This window comes from Photobacterium sp. SKA34 (assembly GCF_000153325.1).
Classification (GTDB): Bacteria; Pseudomonadota; Gammaproteobacteria; order Enterobacterales; family Vibrionaceae; genus Photobacterium.
The window spans coordinates 333,760-356,670 of record NZ_CH724145.1; the positions used below are offsets into that span (position 1 = coordinate 333,760).

Sequence of the window (22,911 nt, forward strand, 5' to 3'; positions counted from 1 at the left end):
CAGCATGGATAAGAAGCAAGTTTGGATTGCGGCAGGCATTATTTTAGATTCAGAGAAAAAGCATGTTTTCATTACCCGCCGCGCTGATAAAGCACATCAAGGTGGCTTATGGGAATTTGCTGGCGGAAAAGTAGAAACAGGTGAAACAGCAAAGCAAGCAGTGATCCGTGAGCTGCAAGAAGAAGTCGGTATTCATGCCACTGACGTTGAGCCTTTTATTAGCCTTGCTCATGATTATTCAGATAAATCGCTAAAATTTGATTTCTTTCTGATCCATCAATTTAATGGCGAAGCCTTTGGTAAAGAAGGTCAACCGGGGGAATGGGTCGCTATCAATGCACTCACTGATTACCCTTTCCCAGATGCTAATAAAGCTGTGCTCGATAAAATACAGCAGTCTTTCGCTTAATAAATTAGCTTGAAGACCGACAATCTACATTTTTAACCTTGATTTTCAGCCAATAAAAAAGTCGCTCTAGAGCGACTTTTTTAATATCTACAATAACAACAATCTTAGTTGATCTGACCGTGACATTGCTTGTATTTCTTACCTGAACCGCAAGGACAAGGCTCATTACGACCTACTTTACGCTCTTCACGCTCGTAAGTACCTTGAGCTTCAGGCTCTTCTGATGATTCATCAGTGATTTGGCTTTCTGCACTTTGATGCTGGAACTGTTGACGACGAGCTAGCATTTCTGCCATTTGACGACGCTCTTCTTCCATGCGATCAACTTCTTCCTGCTGCTGTACACGTACCTTACTTAAGATAGCAACAACATCACTCTTCAAGTTATCCAGCATTTCTTCAAACAGTTCAAACGATTCACGCTTGTATTCCTGCTTAGGGTTCTTCTGTGCATAACCACGTAACTGAATACCTTGACGCAAGTGATCAATCGCCGCTAGGTGTTCTTTCCATAGCGTATCAAGATTTTGCAGCATTACTGTTTTCTCGAAGTTACGTAGGACTTCAGCACCAACAACAGATTCTTTCTCACGATAAACTTCAAGCGCTTTTTCTACAATGCGCTCACGAAGTGCTTCTTCGTAAAGTTTATCTTCGGTATCAAGCCAGTGTTGAATCGGTAGCTCAAGATCGTAATCATCTTTCAGGCGAGTTTCTAAGCCTTTAATATCCCACATTTCTTCAAGAGATTGTTGTGGAATATAGCTATCCATTAATGCATTTAGCACGTCTTCGCGGTTGTGCTCAATCATTTCGCTGATATCTTCAGCATGCATTAATTCATCACGTAATTCGTAAACAACTTTACGCTGATCGTTAGCAACATCATCAAACTCAAGCAACTGCTTACGAATATCGAAGTTACGTCCTTCAACTTTACGTTGTGCATTCTCGATAGCCTTCGATACCCAAGGGTGTTCAATCGCTTCGCCTTGCTCCATACCTAGCTTCTTCATCATGCCTGATACACGATCTGAAGCGAAGATACGCATTAAGCCATCTTCCATTGATAGGTAGAAACGAGAAGAACCAGCATCACCCTGACGACCCGCACGACCACGCAGCTGGTTATCGATACGACGAGATTCGTGACGCTCAGTACCAATAATGTGCAAACCACCTGACGCTAATACTGCATCATGCTTTTCTTGCCATTTGGCTTTGATCTTCGCGATTTGATCTTCAGTTGGGTTATCGAGTTTTTCAACATCAGTCTTCCACGAACCACCAAGCATGATATCGGTACCACGACCGGCCATGTTAGTTGCAATAGTTACCGCACCTGGCGCACCAGCTCCGGCGATAATATCCGCTTCTTTTTCGTGGAATTTTGCGTTTAGTACGTTGTGTTTAATGCCTTCATTCTTAAGTGCATTTGACAACAACTCAGATTTTTCAATCGATACAGTACCCACCAAACAAGGCTGACCGTTTTGTACACGCTCTTTAATGTCTAGGCTAATCGCAGCAAACTTCTCAGTTTCTGTCATATAAACCAAGTCACCGTTATCGATACGTGCCATCGGACGGTTAGTTGGCAGCACAACTGTATCTAGATTGTAGATAGACTGGAATTCAAACGCTTCAGTATCAGCCGTACCTGTCATACCAGAAAGCTTATCGTATAAACGGAAGTAGTTCTGGAAGGTAATCGATGCTAGCGTTTGGTTCTCATTTTGGATCTTCACGCCTTCTTTAGCTTCAACAGCTTGGTGAAGACCTTCAGACCAACGACGACCAGGCATGGTACGACCCGTATGTTCATCAACGATGATCACTTCGTCATCTTGAACGATATAATCGACGTCTTTTTCAAACAATACGTGACCACGTAGGCCTGCATTTACGTGATGTAATAAGCTAATGTTCGCTGGAGAGTACAAAGTATCGTGCTCTTCCATTAAGCCATTTTTAATCAACAGCTCTTCAACAAACTCCTGACCATTTTCAGTTAGATAAGCCTGTTTCGATTTTTCATCTACTGTGTAGTGACCTTCACCACGGTACTCTTCGCTATCTTCTTTATCTTGACGAACAAGTAGAGGAATTAATTCATTGATCTTAATGTACATTTCAGAGCTATCTTCAGCAGGGCCTGAAATGATCAGCGGAGTACGTGCTTCATCAATTAAGATGGAGTCAACTTCATCGACAACCGCAAAGAAACGTTCGCGTTGAACACGATCTTCTGGGCGGAATGCCATATTATCGCGCAAGTAATCAAAGCCAAATTCGTTATTCGTTCCATAAAGAACATCTGCTGCATATGCTTCTTTTTTAGCAGGTGGTGACATATTAGGTACGTTTACACCTACAGTCATACCGAGAAATTCAAATAACTCACGGTTAGTTTCGGCATCACGTGCTGCTAGGTAATCGTTCACGGTTACAATATGAACGCCTTTACCTGTTAAAGCATTTAAGTATGAAGGAAGGGTTGCAGTCAGAGTTTTACCTTCACCGGTACGCATTTCTGCAATTTTACAATCATTCAAGACCATGCCGCCAAGCAGCTGGACGTCGAAGTGGCGCATACCGTAAATACGCTTGGATGCTTCACGAACGGTCGCGAAGGCTTCTGGTAGTAGTTGATCTAGCGTTTCGCCTTGATCTAAACGCTCACGAAATTCAGCTGTTTTTGCTTGCAGCTCATGATCTTGTAGGCTTTCAAATTGAGGTTCTAGCTTATTGATTTGATCAACAATTTTGCGCATACGACGCAGAGTGCGGTCGTTACGGCTACCGATAACTTTAGTCAGTAGTTTTGATAACATGGCGATGCCGTTTTCTCTTTGTTATATCAGCGTATCTATTGCTGAATCGCTTAATCTGGTTTCATTCTCTGGGGGACCGTAAGCAATCCCTGTCCCACTAGAATCGCCACAATGGTGACTAAGAGGATAATCCTGAAACTGTGTCATACTAATATTGTGTCATGAAAACCACTTTTCAAGGGGTATTCATTAATAACCATCACCAAATAAAACGAGATAGCAATTTAACGCTTAAATACGACGGTGGCAGTAACAACACTTGCAGGTACATCTTTCAAGATATATTAACCTATATGAGTGATATAATAAGTCATATTAGTGTCATCGCCTATGGGAAAAGCAGGCTCAGCACTTTTTATATTCGCAAAATTAGGATCATATCCGCAATTTTTCAACTTTGAGCAACATCATTACTTAGGATCACAGACTATGAGAGATCGCCGTCCCCAAACTACCGGGGATCTTTTAGAAGAAACAGGGCTTAATAATATTCAACAGCGAGCTATCGCATTAAGCCAGTTAAATACCGCGATAAAGCAGCATGTTAATTGTGCTGAACATTGCCGTGTGAGTAATTATCGCCAGGGAATTTTAATTATAGAAACAGAGTCTGCAGCTTGGTCGATGCGCCTTAATTACGAACGCCACACTTTGATGATGAAGTTACGAGAAAAGCTATTGCCTAAACTGCAAGATATTGAAATAAAAGTGAACCCTTCTCTTGCAGCTGTACAGAAGCAGCAACAAGACAAAATACCGGATATTATACAAAAACCAATAACCGAAGTTGCTGCCCAGCACCTATTAGCCACTGCAGCAACTGCTCCAGATAAGGTCAAAAAACGTTTAGAACGTATCGCACAATTAGCTCATAAACGGGCAAATAATATTAAATAGCAAAGTCTTATTCCGCTATTTAATATTAAGTATTAGGAAGCAAACCACATTTTCTTTATATTCCCTTCCCTACCTATAATATGTTTGTAGCAAGCCTTTATTGCATGACGAACAATAAAGCCTAGTCCCAATATCGCGATAGCAAAGTGTCCGAGATGCAATGAATAACTATAGTTACTCATTAGCGTTGTGATAGATGATAGTTTTATACCTAACACTTCCGTTGGAATTATTAATTCAGCTTGCATTAATATTGCGAATAAAGGAGCCAAAAAGAAACACAAATACATATATATCTATGGTCTTTTTATCGTTAATAACTCTTTTTTCTCTGTCGGTTGATCGCGGTATTTAACCAGTCGACTGATACGCAAATACAATCTAGCCGCAAAGATGACCCCAACTGAAATTCCAGTAGTCATATGTAATTTATAAAGGAAACCAAACATTGCAGGCGAAATATGAATAAATTTAATCATTGCCATAGATGTATATGTAGAGAGGATCAGTATAAGTGTTAGCCAATGTAATGTTATTTGGATTGAGTTATAAGGACGCATAATTATTCATCATCAAAAAAGATAATTTCAAATATAAAGGTCAATTATTTCCTTACAAAGACAAAGGTTATAAGCTTTTATGACAGTACTATTGCGAATTATTTGTTTTAATAGAAACAACAGATACAAAAACGCCGAACAAGATGCTCGGCGTTTTTTAATTCTTTTTGCGCTTGGTATTAAGCTAGTACCATTCCAGGTTGAGCAAAAGTAACCGGAACCTGCTGCTCATCTTCAAAAGTGGACCATTCATAGGCTTCTTGATCAGCAAGTACTGCACGTAATAATTGGTTGTTTAACGCATGTCCTGATTTATAAGCACGCATCTCACCAATAATGTTATGACCACACATATATAGATCACCAATGGCATCCAATACTTTGTGGGTCACTAACTCATTGTCAAAACGCAAACCGTCATCATTAAGAATACGATAATCATCCAGTACAATCGCATTATCGAAACTACCACCTAAACATAAGTTTTGTGATTGTAAGTATTCGATATCACGCATGAAACCAAAGGTTCGAGCGCGGCTGATATTTTTAACAAAAGACTTACTTGAAAAATCTAACACTAGACGCTGCTGATCTGATTCAATCGCAGGGTGGTTAAACTCGATAGCAAAATCCAGACGGAAACCGTTATAAGGAACGAGTTCCGCCCATTTGTCGCCATCTTCAATGCGAACAGGTTTTTTGATACGTAAAAAACGCTTAGGCGCATTCAACGTCTCAATACCTGCAGATTGAAGCAGGTAGATAAATGGGCTCGCGCTACCATCCATAATAGGAATTTCCGGTGCGTTAACTTCGATAATCACGTTATCGATACCCATACCTGCTAGTGCTGCATTCAAGTGCTCAACCGTTGAAATACGCACGCCCTCTTCATTTACAAGAGCTGTACATAACATGGTATCGCGCACAGAATCTGCATTCGCAGGAAAATCCACAGGAGGATTTAAATCTGTACGACGATAAATCACGCCTGTATTAGCGGCTGCAGGACGCAGAATAAGCGTCACTTTACGTCCAGAGTGGAGACCCACACCAGTCGTTTGCACAATGCTTTTAAGTGTACGTTGTCTGATCATCTGCTCATATCTCAACTGTTAAACAAACTTTAGTCATAAAGCAACTAAGCTAAATAAAACCCATTTTCAAGTACAACTACGCGAAATGGACATAAATCATACCATAAGCTACTAAATATCCAAAATAATTTGAAATAGGCTAAATAAGTGCCTTTAAACTAATCGTCAAAGACACTATTAACTTACTGATTATCTAGCTATAAAAACCATAATATTTCAATATAGTCACATTTAATATCATGACTCGTTATATACCCAGTCAGCATCATCCTATTAACTATAGATATTAATCAGATTGTTTACGCAAAAATGCAGGAATATCTAAGTAATCATGATCAGCTTGTGGCTTAGCCGCAGTCGCTTGACCATCATTATTAGTTACTGTCTTTTCTTCCGCAACAACTGTTTTTTCTTGTGCTACTGTCGCTTGAACAGGCTTAGATGAAGTCACTAGCGTAATATCCGCTTTCACTTCTTTACCAATACCTGTAGCAACAACTGTTACACGTAGTTCATCAGTCATATCTGGGTCTAAAGATGTACCGATAACAACAGTTGCGTTATCAGAAGCGAATGCTTTAACTGTGTTACCCACAGTTTCGAATTCGTCTAAACGCATGTCCATACCCGCAGTGATGTTAACAAGAACACCACGCGCACCAGCTAGATCAATATCTTCTAGTAGTGGACTAGAAATTGCCATTTCAGCCGCTTCTTCAGCACGGTCGTCGCCAGAAGCAACACCGCTCCCCATCATCGCATGACCCATCTCAGACATTACTGTACGTACGTCAGCAAAGTCGACGTTAATCATGCCAGGGCGTGTGATTAGCTCAGCAATACCTTGAACAGCGTTCTTAAGAACGTCGTTTGCTTTAGCAAAAGCGTCAAGCAATGTGATACCACGACCAAGTACTTTTAGTAGCTTTTCGTTTGGAATCGTAATCAATGAATCAACATGCTTAGAAAGCTCATCGATACCTTGCTCAGCAAAAGCCATACGCTTCTTACCTTCGAAGCTAAATGGTTTAGTCACCACCGCAACAGTAAGAATACCTAGCTCTTTTGCAACTTCAGCAATGATTGGAGCAGCACCAGTACCAGTACCACCACCCATACCAGCAGCAATGAAGATCATATCAGAGCCTTCTAGCTCTTTTTTGATTGCTTCACGATCTTCTAGCGCAGAATCACGACCGACTTGTGGGTTAGCACCCGCACCCAAACCTTTAGTGATATCACCACCGATTTGAATAACTGTACTTACGCTTGTTTTACGTAGTGCTTGTGCATCAGTGTTAACACTAATGAACTGCACCCCTTCGATAGATTCACGTACCATGTGATCGACAGCATTACCGCCGCCGCCGCCAACGCCAATGACCTTAATTACCGCTTCATCAGACATTTCCATCATCGGTTCAAACATGTGTTCTCTCCGTTATCCTGTTCGCATCAGGTTTAAAATTCTTTTTTTAACCAACCACTAATTCGTGAAAATAAACCAGTAACTGAACGTTTAGGTTCTAGCTCATTTTCATCAAATGATTGACTGTCCTTTCCGTAATGCAGTAATCCTACTGCAGTTGCATAAGTTGGGGCCTGAACATAGTCAGTTAAACCACTTAACTCTAAAGGTTGACCTATACGCACTTGGTGACGGAACACCCGTTCTGCACATTCAGTCAAACCTTCCATTTGTGCAGCGCCCCCGGTTAGGACGATGCCCGCGGCTAAGTGGTGTTTTACACCCGCTTCACGCAACTGTTCTTGTACTGTTAACAGCTTTTGATTAACCAGCCCCAGCAATTCGCTGTAACGAGGCTCTATCACTTCTGCTAGTGTTTGGCTTTGTAAGCTACGAGATGGTCGACCTCCAACACTTGGAACATCAACCTTGGCATCTTTACTCACCAATTCACTCAGTGCACAGCCGTATTTCACTTTAATATCTTCAGCGTCACCCGGCGGTGTACCAAATGCATAAGCAATATCACTGGTTACCACATTACCTGCATACGGAATGACTTCCGCATGGCGTAATGCACCACCAGACCAAATAGCAAGATCCATCGTACCGCCGCCAATATCGACAACGCATACGCCGAGCTCTCGCTCATCCGGTGTCAGTACAGCATAGCTTGATGCTAATCCTGAGAAAATCAGATGATCAACTTTCAAGTCACAACGCTCTACTGCTTTAACGATGTTTTTCGCCATGTCATTGTGACACGTGATCAAATGAACACTGGCTTCCATACGAACTCCTGATAAACCAACAGGGTTTTTAATCCCCTCTTGATAATCAATAGCAAATTCCTGAGGAATTACATGTAAAGTTCGTTGTTCATCGCTTAACTTTACTGACTTCGCCGTATGAATAACATTATCGACGTCGTCTTGTGTCACTTCTTTTTCAGAAATTGGCACCATGCCTTTTTCTGTTTGGCAACTAATATGTTTTCCTGATAACGACAAGTACACGGAACTGATTTGGCATTCAGCCATTAATTCAGCTTTATCAACGGCTCGTTGCACTGATTTAACTACTGATTCAAGGTCATTGACCCCGCCTTTATCCATTCCGCGTGACGGACTGCTTCCCATACCGATAACATTCACTGTGTTATCGGGCAGCACTTCCCCAACCAAAGCCGTAACTTCGGATGTGCCTATATCAAGACCAACGATAAGTTTTTGATCTGCAGCCTTAGTCATTAACACACGCTCTTATTTGGTATCCGATACATGGGCATCATGTTCCGGTATTGTTTTCCAACCCACAGCTGCGCCAGTATCATAACGCAAATCCACATATTCTATCGGTTTATTCAGTTTTACTAATTCTGGATAAATTTCGATAAAACGCTTAAAACGCTCCATTCGAGCCTCCCGGCCCAAGTCAAGAGTAATGCCATTGGCTAATAAGATTCGCCAAGCTCGACGTTCATTTAATGATAACGAAGCAATACTTAAGCCAGAATTCTTTAGTAAGGGACGCATTTCTCGCAATGCAGCTAATACCTCTTCACTGCTGGCCTCAGGGCCAGAGAGATTAGTCAGGTTTAAATCTGCAACTTGCTCAGCAGGCGCTTTAAATACTTGGCCATCTTTATTAACCAAATATTTATGATCCCATTGCGCTACTGGTTGGTTTTCTACAATGAAAACTTTGATCGTATCAGGCCATTGCTTTCGTACTGCAGTATGAGCAACCCACGGCAGTGCCTCTACATGAGCCTGAATAGTATTAACATCTTGGGTCATAAAGGTACCAAGATGATCAATTGTTAATATAGTCTGGCGTACATTGTCTTTGGTTAGATAATGCAAATGTCCTTGAATCACTAATTGTGACAAGGGCAAACGGTTAGTATCTGTCATCCAGCTTTTTGTTCCACAGAATAACCAAACCGTAAAACCAATGACAAAGAGGAAAAACGCCAATCCCCCCCAGTGAGACCACTTTTTGGGTGATGGATGTATATACTCTTGGTCTACGACTTCTTCAGTCATTGTTTACTCTTCGCTTTCTCATTCAGCTTAACCTTACCACATGGGTACAAATTAGCTGTCAGCTATCTCAGATGTAAATAAGCAAAGTTAAACGATTATACCGACCAACTCGACCCACTCCAACACTCATGAGGTGTTTTATGTACACAACCTGAGAATAATTTTGTATATATCTACCAAAATATCGAAAAAAACAAAACAACTGGCTATTGTATACACAATCCATAGCCAGCTATTATCATTTTCGACGCATACATATTGCCATGTACTAATTTATACGTCTTTTTTCATCGTCTCGATATTCAACTTCATTTCTGCTAGCTGACGCGCTATTTTGCCGACATCACCTGCACCTTGTGTCAAAACTAAATCATCATTATGAATAATATTTGCAAGAATAGCGGGCAACTCTTCTGCTTCAGGTACGAAAATAGGATCAATTTTGCCACGAGAGCGGATAGTTCGGCATAACGCTCGACCATCAGCACCTGCAATAGGAGCTTCACCAGCAGAGTACACATCAAGCATCACTAACACATCAACTTGCTCGAGGACATTGGCAAAGTCATCATAAAGATCGCGAGTACGGCTATAACGGTGAGGCTGGAAAATCATCACTAAGCGCTTATCAGCCCAACCAGCACGCGCAGCTTGAATCGTTACATCAACTTCACTTGGGTGGTGACCATAATCATCCACCAGCATCACATTACCATTGCCTGTTTCAAATTCACCCAGATGGTCAAAACGTCGACCCGTACCTTCAAATTCAATTAAAGCACGCATTATCGCTTCATCATCAACGCCTTCTTCTGTCGCAACAGCAATCGCTGCAGTTGCATTTAAAGCGTTATGCTTACCTGGGGTATTTAGGGTAATGTTCAGAGCTGGTTTATCTTTACGTAATACTGTGAAATGACCTTGATGTCCTGTTTGCGTATAATTAGTGATGCGAACATCAGCGTCTTCCGCAAAACCATAAGTGATCATTGGACGACCAACACGTGGCAGTAATTCACGTACCACAGGATCATCAATACACATTACTGCCAATCCGTAAAATGGTAGGTTATGTAGAAAATCAATGAAGGTTTGCTTTAATACTTCAAAATCGCCGCCATAAGTATCCATATGATCAGCTTCAATGTTAGTGACCACACACACCATCGGTTGAAGGTGCAAGAAAGAGGCATCACTTTCATCCGCTTCTGCGATTAAATAACGGCTGCAACCTAAACGTGCGTTAGTACCTGCACTTTTTACTAATCCACCATTAACGAACGTTGGATCTAAGCCTGCTTCAGAATAAATCTGTGTCGTTAACGCTGTCGTCGTTGTCTTACCGTGCGTACCAGCAATTGCAATACCATGGCGGTATCGCATTAATTCAGCTAACATTTCAGCACGACGTACAATAGGAATACGTGACTCTGTAGCGGCTACAAGCTCAGGGTTTTCTTTGCTAATTGCCGTAGAAGCAACAACAACACTAGCACCTTGAATATTTTCAGCAGAGTGACCAAAAAAGATCTCTGCACCTTTCGCTGTCAAACGATTTGTTACAGCATTAGGCGCAATATCAGAACCACTAATACGGTAGCCTTCATTTACAAGTACTTCAGCAATACCGCTCATACCTGCGCCGCCAATGCCGACAAAGTGAATTCGCTCAACACGGCGCATCTCTGGCACCATTGTACGAATTTTTGCTAATTGCTGGTTATCCAGTTTACTCATCACTTTGTTCCCGTATTAATTTTTTACTAGTGATTTAATCACGTTAGCTACTCGTTTATCGGCATCAATAATAGCAGCCTCACTTGCTGCACACGCCATTTTTTCAAGCGTATGACGATCTAATTGTTGGATCTCTTGCGCTAAACCTAACACCGTCAAATCCATTTGCTCAATCATTTTTGCGGCGCCACATTGAACTAGGTGATCAGCATTGAGTGCTTGTTGACGATCTTTGTGCATAAATGGAATAAAGATGGCACCAACACCTGCAGCAGACAATTCAGAAACAGTTAGTGCCCCTGAACGGCAAACCACTAAATCAGCCCAACTATAAGCTGCAGCAACATCATCAATAAACTCGGTGACTTTGTGAGGTGTTGTGGTTTGTTCGTTATAAGCCTGTTCCGTTGATTGCTGACTACCTTTACCTGCTTGGTGCCAAATGGTAACGCTATCGCCTAACACCTTTGCCGCTTCAGGCATGGTTTGGTTCAAAATACGTGCACCTTGACTGCCCCCCATAACCAAAATACGTATAGGCCCTGTACGTTCAGCAAATCGTTCTGCAGGAGCGGGTAAAACTGTCATATCATGGCGTACAGGATTACCCACAACTTCTTTATTAGAAAATGCACCAGGAAAAGCTTGTAGTACTTTAGCTGCAATTTTAGACAGCCACTGGTTAGTTAAACCTGCCACGGCATTTTGCTCATGCAATACAACAGGAACACCTGATAACCAAGCCGCAACACCGCCAGGACCACTAACGTAACCTCCCATGCCAAGTACAACATCGGGCTGCCATGCTTTTATATATTTACGGGCTTGTAAAATAGCACCCACAATCTTAAATGGTGCCGTCAGTAAACGCAGTACACCTTGACCACGTAAACCTTTCACTTTAATGAAGTCGATTTCAATACCATGCTTAGGCACTAAATCCGCTTCCATACGATCTGCGGTACCTAACCAGCGGATCTCCCATCCCTGTTGTTGCAATTTTTGTGCAACAGCAAGACCAGGGAAAACATGGCCACCAGTGCCACCCGCCATTACTAATAAACGTTTATTCTTTGTCATGAGCGTCTTTTTTATCATTATTTAATTGAGTAGGCTCACTAAGTAAAGCCTCAGGATCGGTAGCTACTTGCTGCACCGCTCCATCCATATTATCGAGCGCTTCATTATCAATTTCAGCCGGCTCTGCTGACTCAAATTTCTCAGCAACACGCTGCTCAAAATCAATACGAACAAGAATGGCAACCGCTGCTGCCATAATAAATAAACTGGAACCGCCATAACTGATAAGTGGTAATGTTAGACCTTTGGTTGGAACAATACCTGCAGCAGCACCAACGTTAACAAGGGTTTGGAATGCAAACCAAAAGCCGAAGCCAAATGCCAGAAACCCACCAAACAATAAGCCACTTTCAAGACATTTACGACCAATCATTAAGGCTTTGTAAACCAGTGCAAACAGTAAACACAGTACAATAATAACGCCAGCTAAGCCTAACTCTTCAGCTAATACCGCAAATACAAAGTCTGTATGTGCTTCTGGTAGATAAGCTAATTTTTGAATTGAGTTACCTAAGCCTTGTCCAAACCATTCACCACGACCAAATGCCATTAATGACTGAGTTAGCTGATAGCCACTACCGTAGGGATCTTGCCATGGGTTAAGAAATGACGTCACGCGGCGCATACGATAGGGTTCTAAAACGATCAAAAAGGCAATACCCACAAGAGCCGTAACCAGCATCATTAAAAATTGCCAAAGTTTTGCACCTGCTATAAATAGCATACCGATAGTGGTAACGAACATTACTACTGATGAACCTAAATCGGGCTGCATCAGTAATAGCACACAAAGAATTCCCAATACGGCAAGCGGTTTTAAGAAGCCAATGAAGCTACCGCGCACTTGGTTATATTGTCTAACGAGGTAACCTGCAAGAAATATAAATAAAGAGAGCTTGGCAAATTCGGCTGGCTGAAGATTAAATATACCTAATGGGATCCAACGCGCAGCACCATTAACTGAACGACCAATAATTAACACGACGGCGAGTAAAACTATAGATATCAGCAACATAGGAAAGCTATATTGCTTCCATTTTGCTATTGGTATTTGCAATACAATGGCAGCAATACAAATCGCGCCAAAAAGAAAGAATGCGTGACGATAAGCAAAATAAAAAGGCATGCCTGTAAGACGAGTTGCGACAGGAACAGAAGCCGATGTCACCATAACAAGACCTGTGATCATCAATGCAATTGCGATCCAAACCAATTGGCGGTCATATAAACAGGGCTTACTTGGTTTAATAAACCAGCCCCCCACAGCGGCAAATCCATTACGGATCATACTAAACATCAAATATTTCCTGAAACCGAATCTTGTAACTGAATCGCTTGTTCAACAAAAGCATCGCCACGTGCCATAAAGTTGGCAAATTGATCCCAACTTGCACAAGCAGGCGATAATAAAACCATATCTCCAGATTGAACCGTGCGGCTAATACAGACCATAGCATCCTTCATGGTTTCAACACTGATGGCGTTATCAACAACGTCGTTAAATAAGTGTCGATCACGACCAAAACTATACAACTGAACATTTAAGTCAGCTAAAATAGGTTTTAGTTCACTGAACTCGGCACCTTTGCTATCGCCACCCATCAATAAGTGCAATTTACCTTCAAGTTGTAAACCATTCAATGCTGCTAATGTACTTGCAAGGTTCGTCGCTTTTGAATCATTAACCCATCGAACACCATGACGGTTAACCGCAAGCTGGCAACGATGCGCAAGACCGGTATAACGTTGCATTGCACGATATGCTGCATCACGTGGGATCCCTGCAGCATCAGCAAGTGCAAGTGCGGCCAAACAGTTAGCAACATTGTGGCGACCAACTAAAGCAATATCAGTTACAGCCATTACAGCTTCACCGTTCACAGCTAGCCACTCTTTGCCATCAACTAAAACAATACCATAGTCTTGGTCATCAAAACCAAAGCTTGTCATTGCCCCACTAAACTGAGTCGGTTTTGTTGCTAAATCATCACGATTGAAAACAGCCAGCTTTGCGTGATCGAAAATACGCATTTTTGCTTGGCTATATTGTGCTAAACCGCCAGGGTAGCGATCCATATGATCTTCGGAAAGGTTTAAGTAAACAGCGGCAGTTAACTCAAGAGAAGTCGTCGTTTCTAACTGGAAGCTCGAAAGCTCTAACACATAAAGTGCGTGTTGTTGCGCCAGCATATCAAGGGCTGCAAAGCCAATATTACCGCCAACGCCAACATTAACTCCCGCTTCTTTTGCCATTTCACCGACTAAGCTCGTCACTGTACTTTTACCATTTGAGCCAGTAATTGCCACAACAGGTTTATCGACTTCACGAGCAAACAGCTCTATATCACCAACAATTTCAATACCGGCTTCTGCTGCAACAACAAGCTCAGGTGTTGCTAGTGCAATACCTGGACTTGCAACAATCAAATCAGCAGATAGCAACCATTCGGTATTCCATTGCCCGCTATATAGCTCAACAGAATCTGGTAATTGATCTTGGCCGGGCGGATTGTCACGCGTATCAATCACTTTAATGGTCAGTGATTGTGGTAGACGCATTAAATGATTTACAACAGATAGCCCTGTCATACCAAGACCGATAACAACGATCTTATTCACACCAGCCAAGCCTTTCATTTTTAACGAACCTTAAGCGTTGCTAACGCAATCAATACCAACATCAATGTAATAATCCAAAAACGCACAATAACACGTGGCTCTGGCCAGCCTTTTAATTCGTAATGGTGATGGATAGGCGCCATACGGAAGATACGTTGACCACGTAGTTTGTATGATCCTACTTGTAGAATTACCGATACGGTTTCCATTACAAACACACCACCCATGATCACAAGCAATAGCTCTTGGCGAACAAGCACAGCAATAGTACCTAACGCACCACCCAGTGCTAATGAGCCTACATCGCCCATAAAGACTTGGGCTGGATAAGTGTTAAACCATAAGAAGCCAAGACCAGCCCCCACTATTGCGGTACACAGAATCACGAGTTCGCCAGCATCTTTAATGTAAGGAATATGAAGGTATTCAGCGTAGTTAAAGTTACCTGTTGCCCACGCAATAAAAGCAAGACCTGCCGATACCATTACGGTCGGCATAATCGCCAAGCCGTCGAGACCATCAGTTAAGTTAACTGCGTTACTGGTACCGACAATCACAAAGTAAGTCATTACAATGTAAAACAAACCTAGTTGTGGCATGACATCTTTAAAGAAAGGAACCACAAGCTGAGTCGCAGCAGTATCTTTACCGTATGCGTATAGTGCAAAAGCGACAACAAGTGCAATCGCTGATTGCCAGAAGTACTTCCAGCGCGCAATCAAACCGTCCGTGTTTTTACGGACAACTTTGCGGTAGTCATCAACAAAGCCGACTGCACCATAACCCAACATGACCACTAAAACGGCCCATACATAAGGATTGGATAAATCACACCACAATAATACCGTAAATGTGATTGCAGCAAGGATCATGATACCACCCATCGTTGGAGTACCACGCTTGCTAAAGTGAGACTCAGGACCTTCGTTACGTACGACTTGACCAATTTGCAACATTTGCAAACGGGCAATCATACGAGGCCCCATCCATAACGAAAACAGCAACGCTGTCAGAATACTCATGATCGCTCGGAATGTTAGGTATTCGAACAATCGGAAAAAAGGGAGTGTTGACTGAAATTGTTCAGCTAACCAATAAATCATTATTTATCTTCCTGCAAGGCTGCAATTACGTCTTCCATCTTTGAACTTCTTGCGCCTTTTACTAGCACAGTGACAGTCTCAGCATCAGGTTGACGAGAATATTGTTGTAATTGTTGTTTCAGTGACATGATTAACGCACCTTTATCACTGAAGTGTTGTCCTTGATTGAGTTCACTAACAACAGCGCTTGAGTGACCAAACGTCATCACACAATCAAGCTGTTTTTCTTGAGCATATTCGCCCACTTCTCGGTGTAAATTATCACTTTCTTCACCCAATTCAGCCATATCGCCAAAAATGAAGTAGCGCTTACCTTCAAAGCTTGCTAACACATCAATCGCTGCTTTTACCGCAGCAACACTGGCGTTATAGGTATCATCAATCAGACGTAACCGTGCATAAGGCTCTGTAATATCAAGGCGACCTTTTACATTTGCCATGGTTTCTAGCCCAGCTTTAACATCAGCTAATGTCGCACCTAACGAGACGGTTAACGCAGCAGCAGCTAATGCATTTGATACATTATGCATGCCCGCAAGTGCTAAATTAATGTCGATCTTGCCAATTGGGGTGCACATTGTAAAACAGGCTAACCCTTGAGTGGTAATCTTTATCTTCTCGGCAAAATAATCCGCTTGATGCGAGTCTGTCGAGAATGTTAATACTTGATGCTCTGCTAATAGTGGCTGCCATAACGCTAAATCATTCGATTCGAAATTAATAATGGCAGTACCGTTTTGTACCAACCCTTCAAAGATTTCACCTTTTGCTTTTGCTACACCTTGTAGCGAGCCGAAACCTTCTAAATGCGCAGCCGCAATATTATTAATCAATGCGACATTAGGCTTAACTAAATTCGTGGTATAAAAAATTTCATTTTGATGATTAGCACCAAGCTCAATAACTGCATATTGATATTCAGGCGTTAAACGCAACAACGTCAGTGGCGCACCAATGTCATTATTAAAATTACCGGCGGTTGCTAATACTTGACCTTTATTAGCCAAAATCGCGGCAGACATTTCTTTTACGGTTGTTTTACCGCAACTCCCGGTTAATGCTAATGTCTTTAAACCGTATTTTTCGGTCATCTGTGCTTTAAGCCATGCCCCCATCATCCCTAAAGCAATGCGTGTATCACTAACTACTAGCTGTGGTAATTCAACAGGTAAGGGCTTACTTACCAACAGCGCTTTAGCACCGTTGTCTTTCGCGGTTTGACAAAAGTCATGAGCATCAAAACGCTCACCTTTTAACGCGATAAATAACGTTTCTGATGGGATATTACGTGTATCTGTCGATACCGCAGCAATTGAAATATCAGCGCCAATTAACTCGGCATTTAATACCGATGCAAGCTGACTTAGTTGAACGTCAATCATGCCAATTCCTTTAATAGTGCAGCTACCGTTTCGCGGTCAGAATAGTGAATAGTGCGATCAGCGAGAATTTGATAATCCTCATGTCCTTTACCAGCCACTAAGATAATATCTTGGCGAGAGGCATGAGTGAGTGCATGACGACAAGCCGTTTCGCGATCATGAATAATGGTCGCTGATTCTGGAGAAATAAGGCCTGTAAGCATATCGTCAACAATCCCGTTTGGATCTTCACTTCTAGGGTTATCGTCCGTAAGAATAATGCAATCAGATAAACGCTCTGCAATTTCAGCCATCATAGGCCGCTTACCGTTATCACGATCACCACCACAGCCAAAAATACACCATAACTTACCATCACAATGCACACGCAGTGCTTGCAATGCTTTCTCTAACGCATCTGGCGTATGAGCATAATCGACCACCATCATAGCTTTGTCAGTGTCTTGAAAAACTTCCATACGCCCAATTACTGCTTGTAATTGAGGGGCTTTTTCAAGTAAATCAGCCATTGAATGGTTAGTCGCGAGTAATGTTGCTAACGCTAACAACAAGTTGGTAGCATTAAATGATCCAACCAAAGGCGCGGTAAACTTACCTAGTCCCCAACTCGAGTCAAATTCAATGGTGACACCTTGTGTGCTAAACCTGACATCTGTCGCCCACAGCTTTAACCCTGCATGATTGGCAACCGCTTGTGGATCAATCGCTACAGCCACCGCATTCGGTATATCTTTAAGCCATGACGCCCCTACAGCATCGTCTGCATTGATGATCGCCATTCTACTTTGATGTTCAGTGAACAATGACTTTTTAGCATTGGCATAATTTTGCATACAGCCATGATAATCTAAATGATCACGACTTAAATTGGTAAAAATACTCGCTTTGAAATGAATATCACGAATGCGACCTTGAACCAACCCATGTGATGAAACCTCCATCGCAGTAAAATCTGCACCTTGCTCTACCAGTTGAGATAAAGTTTGTTGAATTTCAATCGCACTACCTGTGGTATTTGCAGCAGGTTTTAAATCAGTCAACAAACCATTTCCGGTCGTCCCCATCACGCCAGCTTTGTAGCCAGCAAGGTTTGCCCATTGTGCTAATAATTGACTAATTGTGGTTTTACCATTCGTTCCCGTGACGGCATACAGTGCCAGCTTTTGATCTGGGTGATCAAAGAAACGTCCAGCAATTGCGGAAAGCTTATGATTAAGATCCTGAAGGTAAATAATATACACACCATCTTTAAGTGCTATATCCCCTTCATTAGCGATCCCATCGGCCTCTGCAATAATAGCGCTTGCACCAGCCTTTATCGCTGTTTCAATATATCGACGACCGTCAACAGTATGTCCATTCACCGCTGTAAATAAACTTCCAGAGATCACTTCTCTACTATCTAATGTTATCGCGTCAATCTGGATCTCTGTAAGTTCAAGAGGCAACTTATCAATTGCCAGCCATGGTGATAACAGCGCCCCTAATTTCATCACACTCTTTGACGATGCCATTATTTAGACTCCCTTATCCACATCAACTTTATGCAACGTATATGCATCTGGTGGTATGTTTAAAATCTGTAAAGCGCTGCCTAATACTTTAGATAGAATTGGCGCAGCAACAGCACCACCATAGAAAACTTTACCTTTCGGTTCATTAACCATAACAACGATCGCTAAACGTGGGTTACTGATCGGTGCAACACCGACGGTATAGGAGAAATAATCATCACCATAACCACCAGCAATCGCTTTTTTCGCGGTACCCGTCTTCACACCAACACGATAACCAGGAACAGCAGCACGCGAGCCACCGCCACCACCTTTTTTATCAGTCACTGATTCAATCATTAACAAGACTTTCTTAACGATCGCTGGATCGAGCACTTGCTCACCCGGTACGACTCTTTCAGTCTTTAGTATTGATAGTGGACGCTTAATGCCATACGCCCCCAGCGTAGTGTAAGCATGAAGCAACTGGATCGGCGTTAACGATAAACCATAGCCGTATGCTAACGTTGCACGTTCAATGTCAGACCAACGGTAACGGTTAGGGAAGTGGCCTGTTGTCTCACCGATCAAGTTAATACCTGATGGCTCATCAAAACCGACTTTACGATACGTATCAAGGATATAGTCAACAGGCATAGCAAGTGACAACTTGGTCACACCGATGTTACTCGATTTTTGTAAAATGCGCTGTACCGTCGCTAACGGTTCAACCCGTGAAACATCGGTTATAACCTTACTGCCAACACGGAAATGCTTACTTTGAGGAATCGCAATTAAGGTATGTTCATTCGCAATACCGTGTTTTATCGCGGTATATACTACAAACGGCTTAACCGTTGAGCCCGGTTCAAATGTATCGGTAATGACGCGGTTACGCATCTTGTATGGTTGACGATCATTGCGATTATTTGGGTTAAACGACGGCGCATTGACCATCGCCAGAATTTCACCAGTACGCACATCTGATATGGCGATACTAACTGACGTAGCAGGGATATCCATCACCCCTTCTTTTGCAGCTCGATACGCGACGGCCTGAATTCTCTGGTCAATACTGAGCTGTAATGATTTACCCGGTTGACGCTTTTGTTGTGAGATATTTTCAACCACGCGACCATAACGGTCTTTACGTACGGTACGTCGACCCGGCTCACCCGTTAACCAACCATCATAGGTTTTCTCTACACCGTCAAGACCATGGCCATCAATACCGGTAAAGCCTAATAAGTGCGCACTAACTTCGCCTGAAGGATAAAAACGACGAGATTCATCTTTTAAGCCAATACCTGGAAGCTTTAATTTATGGACGTAATTTGCCATCGCGGGACTAACTTGACGGGCAAGATAAATAAAGCGGCGACTTTTCTTTGTTTCTAATTCATGTAATAGCCAAGTGCGATCGAGATTTAGCACATCAGCTAATGCATGCCATCGCTGTACATCACTTAACCCACCATGCTTGAAAATTTCTGCTGGGTTAGCAAATACAGCTTGAACAGGCACACTAACAGCCAACTGTTCACCGTTACGATCAGAGATAATACCGCGTGCAGAAGGCATCAACTTAGTACGTAAAGAACGCGCATCACCTTCTTGAATAAGACGACCAGGTTCAAGTACCTGAATGTAAGCGGCACGAGCAATTAAGCCGAAAAAACCTAACAGGATAAAAATACAAACAACAGTAAAGCGCCATTTAATAAATGGTCTCGCTTTCTTGGTTACGCTATTTTTCGGCGTCGAACGATTGAATAATTTCATGTTTATTGGATAACAATTTCACTATCAGCGGATGGTCGTTGCATTTTGAGTTCAGTCTCAGCTAATCGTTCAATACGACTGTGCTCTGCAAGCGAATTTTCTTCGAGGATCTGATTTCGCCATTCCACATCATAGCCTTCACGTTCAGTTAATAATTGTTCTTGTTTCACAATTTGCTGGCGTGTGTCATGAGTGATGTACACCACTGACAGTGCTGATGCGAGAATAACAAAAGAAAGAATGAGAGGAACAAGCCCGACTGTGACGAGATCTCGTCCAATCAGGCGAGCCAGATTCAATGATGATTCTGTAGGTTGCTTCATAGACGCTGAGCCAACCGTAATACAGAGCTACGCGCTCGCGTATTGTACCCTAATTCATCTTGAGAAGGTTTAATCGCTTTGCCTACCGTTTTAAGTGCGGCGCTACCTAAAGCTTTAATTTGCTCTTCAGTAAGCGGTAAACCTGCTGGAACTTCAGGTCCTTTGCTCTGTTTGCGAATAAAGCGTTTTACCATACGATCTTCCAGTGAATGGAAACTGATCACTGATAAACGACCTTCAGGAGCTAAAATATTCACCGCACCGTTTAGCGCCGTTTCAATTTCATCTAGCTCACTATTAATGTAAATACGAATTGCTTGAAAACTACGTGTTGCAGGGTGTTTGTGCTTATCTTTAAACGGCGATACTGCCGCAATTAAGCTCGCTAATTCACGAGTACGTGTTAGTGGCTCTTTTTCTGGGTTTTCACGGTGCTCAACAATACCGCGAGCAATACGTTTGGCAAAACGTTCTTCACCAAACTCTTTTAGTACCCATGCAATATCATCCGCTTCAGCTTCAGCCAACCATTCAGCGGCTGACTGACCCGATGTCGGATCCATACGCATATCAAGCGGACCATCTCGCATAAAGCTAAAGCCGCGTTCTGCATCATCCAATTGCGGTGATGACACACCTAAATCCAGTAACACACCATCAACACGACCAATTAAATCACGCTCTTCCATGTATTTTTCCATGCCAGAGAATGGGCCATGGATAATTTCGAAGCGAGGATCATCAATCTTCTGAGCTTCAGCAATCGCTTGAGGATCTCGGTCAATACTGTATAGACGACCATTCTCACCTAAATGAGAAAGAATAAGGCGACTGTGTCCCCCTCGGCCAAAGGTACCATCGATATAAATACCGTCGGGTTTAATTGCTAATCCGTCTACAGATTCATTCAGTAAAACGGAAACGTGCTCAAATTGTTCAGACATAAATATAAGTTCAGCTAAAGTGAAAGCTCACTAAGGCGCGATGACTGTGCTATCGCATCCTCAGCCTGAAGGTTGATATCGTGTTCAATTTGCTGTTGCCACAAAGATTCAGACCAAATTTCAAATTTATTTAATTGGCCTACAAGCATGATCTTATCTTGTAAGTACGCGTATTCTCGTAAGGTAGCAGGAAGTAGTATTCGCCCCTGCCCATCCATGTCACATTCACTAGCGTGGCCGAGTAACAAACGTTGAATTCGACGCTCCGCAGGATGAAGGCTTGATAATGTCGCTAACTTCGCTTCAATGTGTACCCATTCATTCATGGGGTAGAGCAACAAGCAAGAAAACTGGTGATCAATAGTGCATACGAATAAGCCGTCGCAATGATTTAGTATCTCGGCACGATAACGCTTAGGGATCGCAAAGCGTCCTTTGTTATCGAGCGATACAACCGTTGCGCCTCTTAACATTCCAATGCCCATTCAATGATACTAAAAATCAGCTGTAGTAACCGACTTTAGCAGAATAAAAAACAAAGAGAATGAGACAGCACCACTTTTCCCCACAAATTCCCACCATAAAGTGTACGTATGAGACAAAAAAGATGTCAAGCGTCTGACAGTAATTCAAACAGAGTTCTAACACACTCTGTAGTCATCAAGCGAAAGTTATGTTTATGCGGAAATAAGACGAAAAAAAGGTGGTGTTTGTTATCCAAACACCACCTTCTCTAAATGTAGGGAGTCGGTCGATAAGCCGGGTTTTGTTCCGCTTACGCGGCGGCAATCATTCGTCTAGGTCTGCAATCGCTCACAGACTCAAGCAACCTACCCGTCCCCAACGCGGGCCGCGCCATTAGGGACCTATTTGGTCTTGCTCCGGGTGGAGTTTACCCTGCCACAAACTATTACTAGCTGCGCGGTGCGCTCTTACCGCACCCTTTCACCCTTACCTGTGCACTATTGCAAGCAATAGGCCATCGGCGGTTTGCTCTCTGCTGCACTTGTCGTGGGCTTGCGCCCCCCAGACGTTATCTGGCACCCTGCCCTGTGGAGCCCGGACTTTCCTCCCCTTCATCAGTCTCCCAAAGGACATCAATGAAGCAGCGATTACCTGACCTACTCCGGCATGG

General features: G+C 42.6%; 19 protein-coding genes and 1 other RNA gene. 2 read left to right on the forward strand and 18 right to left on the reverse strand.

The features are described from left to right. Positions 1–4 precede the first annotated feature (4 nt). Positions 5–409: an 8-oxo-dGTP diphosphatase MutT gene (mutT, locus tag SKA34_RS20115; RefSeq protein ID WP_006647321.1), complete on the forward strand. Its 405-nt coding sequence runs from the start codon at positions 5–7 to the stop codon at positions 407–409. Positions 410–513: 104 nt separating this feature from the next. On the opposite strand, the gene secA is transcribed toward mutT, so the two are convergent. Further along, positions 514–3,243, reverse strand: coding sequence for a preprotein translocase subunit SecA (gene secA / locus SKA34_RS20120; RefSeq protein WP_006647322.1), 2,730 nt, complete (start codon positions 3,241–3,243; stop codon positions 514–516). Positions 3,244–3,672: 429 nt separating this feature from the next. Between secA and SKA34_RS20125 the strand changes: the two genes are divergently transcribed. Next, a complete protein-coding gene (locus SKA34_RS20125) occupies positions 3,673–4,140 on the forward strand; it encodes a DUF721 domain-containing protein (protein ID WP_039861023.1) in 468 nt (155 codons plus the stop codon). Positions 4,141–4,436: 296 nt separating this feature from the next. Here SKA34_RS20125 and SKA34_RS23940 read toward each other — a convergent pair whose 3' ends face one another. From SKA34_RS23940 to rnpB, 17 genes are all read right to left on the reverse strand, one after another. Next, positions 4,437–4,700 carry a cytochrome b/b6 domain-containing protein gene (locus tag SKA34_RS23940; RefSeq protein WP_083784434.1) on the reverse strand — a complete coding sequence of 88 codons (264 nt, stop codon included), beginning with the start codon at positions 4,698–4,700 and terminating at the stop codon, positions 4,437–4,439. Positions 4,701–4,879: 179 nt separating this feature from the next. Then, the gene (gene lpxC / locus SKA34_RS20135) at positions 4,880–5,797 is read right to left on the reverse strand and encodes a UDP-3-O-acyl-N-acetylglucosamine deacetylase (protein WP_005371241.1); all 918 of its coding nucleotides are present in this window, start codon (positions 5,795–5,797) and stop codon (positions 4,880–4,882) included. A 286-nt stretch (positions 5,798–6,083) separates the two neighbouring features. Next, entirely contained in the window at positions 6,084–7,226 is a 1,143-nt protein-coding gene (gene ftsZ / locus SKA34_RS20140) for a cell division protein FtsZ (RefSeq protein WP_006647324.1), read from the reverse strand. A gap of 32 nt (positions 7,227–7,258) precedes the next feature. Beyond that, on the reverse strand, positions 7,259–8,515 hold the full coding sequence (gene ftsA / locus SKA34_RS20145; protein ID WP_006647325.1) for a cell division protein FtsA: 1,257 nt from the start codon (positions 8,513–8,515) through the stop codon (positions 7,259–7,261). A 12-nt stretch (positions 8,516–8,527) separates the two neighbouring features. Next, positions 8,528–9,313: a cell division protein FtsQ/DivIB gene (locus tag SKA34_RS20150; RefSeq protein WP_006647326.1), complete on the reverse strand. Its 786-nt coding sequence runs from the start codon at positions 9,311–9,313 to the stop codon at positions 8,528–8,530. A gap of 273 nt (positions 9,314–9,586) precedes the next feature. Then, positions 9,587–11,050, reverse strand: coding sequence for a UDP-N-acetylmuramate--L-alanine ligase (gene murC / locus SKA34_RS20155; protein ID WP_006647327.1), 1,464 nt, complete (start codon positions 11,048–11,050; stop codon positions 9,587–9,589). A gap of 15 nt (positions 11,051–11,065) precedes the next feature. Beyond that, on the reverse strand, positions 11,066–12,130 hold the full coding sequence (gene murG / locus SKA34_RS20160; protein WP_006647328.1) for an undecaprenyldiphospho-muramoylpentapeptide beta-N-acetylglucosaminyltransferase: 1,065 nt from the start codon (positions 12,128–12,130) through the stop codon (positions 11,066–11,068). Beyond that, positions 12,117–13,427 carry a cell division protein FtsW gene (gene ftsW / locus SKA34_RS20165; RefSeq protein WP_006647329.1) on the reverse strand — a complete coding sequence of 437 codons (1,311 nt, stop codon included), beginning with the start codon at positions 13,425–13,427 and terminating at the stop codon, positions 12,117–12,119. The genes murG and ftsW overlap by 14 nt, the downstream gene beginning before the upstream one ends. Then, a complete protein-coding gene (gene murD / locus SKA34_RS20170; RefSeq protein ID WP_006647330.1) occupies positions 13,427–14,767 on the reverse strand; it encodes a UDP-N-acetylmuramoyl-L-alanine--D-glutamate ligase in 1,341 nt (446 codons plus the stop codon). The genes ftsW and murD overlap by 1 nt, the downstream gene beginning before the upstream one ends. 2 nt (positions 14,768–14,769) lie before the next feature. Beyond that, positions 14,770–15,852, reverse strand: coding sequence for a phospho-N-acetylmuramoyl-pentapeptide-transferase (gene mraY, locus SKA34_RS20175; RefSeq protein ID WP_006647331.1), 1,083 nt, complete (start codon positions 15,850–15,852; stop codon positions 14,770–14,772). Beyond that, complete coding sequence (gene murF, locus SKA34_RS20180; protein ID WP_006647332.1) at positions 15,852–17,234, reverse strand: UDP-N-acetylmuramoyl-tripeptide--D-alanyl-D-alanine ligase; 1,383 nt, start codon at positions 17,232–17,234, stop codon at positions 15,852–15,854. The genes mraY and murF overlap by 1 nt, the downstream gene beginning before the upstream one ends. Next, a complete protein-coding gene (murE, locus tag SKA34_RS20185; protein WP_006647333.1) occupies positions 17,231–18,748 on the reverse strand; it encodes a UDP-N-acetylmuramoyl-L-alanyl-D-glutamate--2,6-diaminopimelate ligase in 1,518 nt (505 codons plus the stop codon). The genes murF and murE overlap by 4 nt, the downstream gene beginning before the upstream one ends. A 3-nt stretch (positions 18,749–18,751) precedes the next feature. Beyond that, positions 18,752–20,509: a peptidoglycan glycosyltransferase FtsI gene (locus tag SKA34_RS20190; protein ID WP_006647334.1), complete on the reverse strand. Its 1,758-nt coding sequence runs from the start codon at positions 20,507–20,509 to the stop codon at positions 18,752–18,754. Between the two features lie 2 nt (positions 20,510–20,511). Continuing rightward, the gene (gene ftsL / locus SKA34_RS20195; protein WP_005371215.1) at positions 20,512–20,832 is read right to left on the reverse strand and encodes a cell division protein FtsL; all 321 of its coding nucleotides are present in this window, start codon (positions 20,830–20,832) and stop codon (positions 20,512–20,514) included. Continuing rightward, entirely contained in the window at positions 20,829–21,776 is a 948-nt protein-coding gene (gene rsmH / locus SKA34_RS20200; RefSeq protein WP_006647335.1) for a 16S rRNA (cytosine(1402)-N(4))-methyltransferase RsmH, read from the reverse strand. Before rsmH ends, ftsL begins: the two co-directional genes overlap by 4 nt. A 14-nt stretch (positions 21,777–21,790) precedes the next feature. Further along, positions 21,791–22,249, reverse strand: a complete 459-nt coding sequence (mraZ, locus tag SKA34_RS20205; protein WP_006647336.1) for a division/cell wall cluster transcriptional repressor MraZ — start codon at positions 22,247–22,249, stop codon at positions 21,791–21,793. A 266-nt stretch (positions 22,250–22,515) separates the two neighbouring features. Next, positions 22,516–22,904: RNase P RNA component class A (rnpB, locus tag SKA34_RS22630), an RNA gene on the reverse strand. Positions 22,905–22,911 lie beyond the last annotated feature (7 nt).

Bases quoted from the DNA above. Each gene is read 5' to 3' on its own strand.
- SKA34_RS20150 (WP_006647326.1), bottom strand. From the start codon at position 9,313: ATGACTGAAGAAGTCGTAGACCAAGAGTATATACATCCATCACCCAAA.
- ftsW (WP_006647329.1), bottom strand. From the start codon at position 13,427: ATGTTTAGTATGATCCGTAATGGATTTGCCGCTGTGGGGGGCTGGTTT.
- ftsZ (WP_006647324.1), bottom strand. From the start codon at position 7,226: ATGTTTGAACCGATGATGGAAATGTCTGATGAAGCGGTAATTAAGGTC.
- murC (WP_006647327.1), bottom strand. From the start codon at position 11,050: ATGAGTAAACTGGATAACCAGCAATTAGCAAAAATTCGTACAATGGTG.
- murD (WP_006647330.1), bottom strand. From the start codon at position 14,767: ATGAAAGGCTTGGCTGGTGTGAATAAGATCGTTGTTATCGGTCTTGGT.
- mutT (WP_006647321.1), top strand. From the start codon at position 5: ATGGATAAGAAGCAAGTTTGGATTGCGGCAGGCATTATTTTAGATTCA.
- mraY (WP_006647331.1), bottom strand. From the start codon at position 15,852: ATGATTTATTGGTTAGCTGAACAATTTCAGTCAACACTCCCTTTTTTC.
- SKA34_RS20125 (WP_039861023.1), top strand. From the start codon at position 3,673: ATGAGAGATCGCCGTCCCCAAACTACCGGGGATCTTTTAGAAGAAACA.
- ftsA (WP_006647325.1), bottom strand. From the start codon at position 8,515: ATGACTAAGGCTGCAGATCAAAAACTTATCGTTGGTCTTGATATAGGC.
- lpxC (WP_005371241.1), bottom strand. From the start codon at position 5,797: ATGATCAGACAACGTACACTTAAAAGCATTGTGCAAACGACTGGTGTG.
- SKA34_RS23940 (WP_083784434.1), bottom strand. From the start codon at position 4,700: ATGCGTCCTTATAACTCAATCCAAATAACATTACATTGGCTAACACTT.
- SKA34_RS20190 (WP_006647334.1), bottom strand. From the start codon at position 20,509: ATGAAATTATTCAATCGTTCGACGCCGAAAAATAGCGTAACCAAGAAA.
- ftsL (WP_005371215.1), bottom strand. From the start codon at position 20,832: ATGAAGCAACCTACAGAATCATCATTGAATCTGGCTCGCCTGATTGGA.
- mraZ (WP_006647336.1), bottom strand. From the start codon at position 22,249: ATGTTAAGAGGCGCAACGGTTGTATCGCTCGATAACAAAGGACGCTTT.
- murE (WP_006647333.1), bottom strand. From the start codon at position 18,748: ATGGCATCGTCAAAGAGTGTGATGAAATTAGGGGCGCTGTTATCACCA.
- secA (WP_006647322.1), bottom strand. From the start codon at position 3,243: ATGTTATCAAAACTACTGACTAAAGTTATCGGTAGCCGTAACGACCGC.
- rsmH (WP_006647335.1), bottom strand. From the start codon at position 21,776: ATGTCTGAACAATTTGAGCACGTTTCCGTTTTACTGAATGAATCTGTA.
- murG (WP_006647328.1), bottom strand. From the start codon at position 12,130: ATGACAAAGAATAAACGTTTATTAGTAATGGCGGGTGGCACTGGTGGC.
- murF (WP_006647332.1), bottom strand. From the start codon at position 17,234: ATGATTGACGTTCAACTAAGTCAGCTTGCATCGGTATTAAATGCCGAG.